Consider the following 3,338-nt stretch of genomic DNA (forward strand, 5'->3'; position numbering starts at 1 on the left):
TACCTTTACTGTTGAGGGTTTCTTTTCCGCCTACGCTGGTACCCCAAAGGCCTTTATTGATGGAGTATTGTGCTTTTTCGAAATTCATTTCAACATCGCGGGCTTTCAGGTAATCTATTTCTGCTTCGCGGCTTAGCTGCAGATCGCGGATGGGGGTAAGAATCGGCAGATCGGGAATCATAATATGAAAAACCATATCAAACCTAACCTGGTCATTGCCGGCACCGGTGCTGCCATGTGCCACCGCATCGGCCCCTATTTTTTTAGCATGTTCTGCTATATGAATCGCCTGTATCAACCTTTCTGCAGAAACACTTAAGGGGTAGGTATTATTTTTCAATACATTTCCAAAAACCAGGTATTGAAGGATGCGATCGTAATAGCCTTTAACAGCATCTACGGTTGTATGCGATTTAACGCCCAGGTTTTTAGCGTGTGTTTCAATCTTATTTAATTCTTCCTCACTGAAACCTCCGGTATTTACAATAATGGAGTGTACTTCATAACCAAGGTCTTCAAACAGATATTTAGCACAATACGTAGTATCCAGTCCGCCGCTAAATCCGAGTACAACTTTTTTCGATGTCATCTTCGCTTATAAATTTAGAAATGAAAGAATGAAAAGAACCTTTTTTTAACCTGTCCGCCGCCGCCTCCTGTTTTGGAATCCGCGCCGGTAATTTTCCTGAATGCTTTCAGAAACCGTGATTTCTTCAAACGCAACAGGCGTTCATAACCTTTGGAGTGCTGTTTGAAGTCTTCGGCTGTTTCTTCCGGTTGGTAGTGGTCTTTGGGGTCATAGAGCATAGCGGTGCAAAAGCAGTTTTTGCGTTCCTTGCTCATGAGAATATCGTAGTTCACACAGCTTTTACAACCTGCCCAGAATGCTTCGTCCTGGGTAAGTTCGGAGTAAGTTACCGGTTCATAGCCTAAATCAGAATTAATTTTCATTACAGCCAGGCCGGTAGTGAGGCCAAATATCTTTGCAGAGGGATATAATTTCCGGGAAAGTGCGAAAATATTTTCCTTGATACGTTTGGCTACGCCGCTTTTGCGGTAGGCAGGGGAAACGATTAGCCCGGAATTGGCCACATACTCGCCATGGCTCCAGGTTTCGATATAACAGAAACCCACCCAATCACCTGCATCGGTATGCGCAATTACAGATTTCCCTTCTTTCATCTTTTGTTCAATGTATTCGGGCGATCGTTTGGCTATGCCTGTACCTCTTGCCTTGGCAGAGGCTTCCATTTCATCGGTAATGGTAACGGAATAATGGATATCATCGGGAGTGGCTACCCTAACGATAATGGCGGAATTTTCCACTTGCAATAAATTAAAGGATCAGTAAACTGGCTGCGTACACCCTGGGTGTAAGAACTTAACTCATTGGGGCTTTTTTCACTGATAGGGGCCGGTGCAAAGGGCTCGTCCTATCAGCATCCACGTCGCGGTCGGGGAAGAAAACAAAAGGCATGCAAAAGTACATCAACCTGGCTGTCCAGCTGAAAGGGAGCGCTATATGGTTGGAAACTATTCATTTTTCGTTTAATTGCCTATGTTTAAAATGCGCCCCAAAATTATACGTTTTTGATGGAATTCTCCCAAAATATTCTATAAAATATTGTTGTCTTACTAAAAGAAAAGCAGGCCGATGAAAAAATCTTCATCGTTCCTGCTTTCCTGTTAAAAATTATCGAACGCTTGTTAGTTTCTTAGTTCAGTTGCTGCTTAGTCCTGTTCCAGCCAGGGCGCCAGGGCTTCTGCCAGCTTTCGATCATTGCTTAAACGCGGTACTTTGTTTTGTCCGCCCAGTTTACCGATGCTTTTCATATAATCGATAAACCCATTTTTGCGTACTGGTGTAATTTTCAGTGGCAGCAGAATATTGCCTGTAATAAGATCGTCGTAATAAATATTCTTCGTGCGCAGGTTTTCATTCACCTGTTGTGCAAATGCATTCATATCGGCAGGTTTGCCATCAAACTCCACAAACCATTCGTGGTAAGACTTTCCTTTATCCTGCGTAATCATGGGGGCTACGGTAAATTCTGTGATATGTACCCCTGTTTCGGTAGCTGCTTTCATCAGGCTGTATTCTACTTCCTCTCCGATTACATGCTCTCCAAAAGCAGAGATAAAATGTTTGATCCGCCCGGATACAATAATCCGATACGGATTGGTAGACACGAACTTAACCGTATCGCCTATATTATAGCTCCATAACCCGGCGTTACTATTAATAATAAGCGCGTAATTCTCGCCTGTTTTTACTTCCTGTAAAGACAAACGGGTCGGATGCTCGGAAAAAATTTCGTTGACCGGAACAAATTCAAACCAGATCCCGCTATTGGTATTCAGCAGCAGGCCTTCTGCATGCTGACTGTCCTGGAAGGCAAAAAATCCTTCAGAAGCAGGAAAGGTTTCGATGGCTGCTACCTTACGGCCAATGCTGTCCATCAGTTTTGCTTTATACGGCTCAAAATTCACCCCGCCGTGTACCAGTACTGAAAATTCCGGAAATAGTTCGCCCACCGGTTTACCGCTTTTTTCCATCAGGCGGTCGAAATACATTTGCATCCAGGGTGGAATACCGCTGATCAGGGTCATGTTTTGCCGGATGGTTTCCGCTACAATTTTATCGAGTTTGGTTTCCCACTCTTCTATACAATTGGTTTCGTAGGATGGCAGTTGGTTTTTGCGCAGGTAACTGGGAATATGATGGTTTACAATACCGCTTAAACGGCCTGTAGGAATACCGGCTATTCGCTCCAGTTCCGGAGAACCGGATAAAAAAATCATATTACCATCTGCAAACCGCGAATTGCCGGATTCTGCCATGTAGCAAAGCAGGGCATTACGGGCGGTATTAATATGGTTGGGGATAGACTCTTTGGTAATGGGGATATATTTTACGCCGCTGGTGGTACCCGAGGTTTTGGCGAAATAAATAGGTTTCCCCTTCCATAATATATTGTGTTTGCCTTCTTTTACCAGTTCAATCCAGGGTTTGATCTGTTCATAATCCCGGATGGGTACCGCCTGGCGGAATTCCTCCATGGTCTTCACTTCCCCGAGCTGGTGATCTTTCCCAAATTGGGTGCCTGCCCCGATTTTCAGCAATTCCCGGAAAATGGCCTCCTGGTCGGTTAAGGCCTGTTGCATCGACCTTTTTACCTGTTTGGATACGTAGGAAGCGAAGGGTTTTGCAAGAAAAGACTTGAATTTCATGGCACTATGATGGATGAATGGCGACAAATTTAGGCTCTCCACCCGAGTAAACTCCTTAAATTTGCACTAAATATTTAAGAAAATCTGTTTGGAGGTACGAAATTCCC

The 3,338-nt window shown here is 44.1% G+C and carries 3 protein-coding genes; all 3 read right to left on the reverse strand.

All coding sequences use genetic code 11. The annotated features are described in order from the left end of the window. Nucleotides 1-589 (reverse strand): argininosuccinate synthase domain-containing protein (locus A1D16_RS08190; protein ID WP_290708874.1); only part of this gene is annotated, 589 nt, incomplete at its 3' end. A 14-nt stretch (nucleotides 590-603) separates the two neighbouring features. Further along, entirely contained in the window at nucleotides 604-1,326 is a 723-nt protein-coding gene (locus A1D16_RS08195) for a GNAT family N-acetyltransferase (RefSeq protein WP_290708875.1), read from the reverse strand. A gap of 405 nt (nucleotides 1,327-1,731) precedes the next feature. Continuing rightward, the gene (locus A1D16_RS08200) at nucleotides 1,732-3,231 is read right to left on the reverse strand and encodes a GH3 auxin-responsive promoter family protein (RefSeq protein WP_290708876.1); all 1,500 of its coding nucleotides are present in this window, start codon (nucleotides 3,229-3,231) and stop codon (nucleotides 1,732-1,734) included. Nucleotides 3,232-3,338: the final 107 nt, after the last annotated feature.

The organism is Flavihumibacter sp. CACIAM 22H1 (assembly GCF_001601815.1).
In the GTDB taxonomy this organism is placed as follows: domain Bacteria; phylum Bacteroidota; class Bacteroidia; order Chitinophagales; family Chitinophagaceae; genus Flavihumibacter.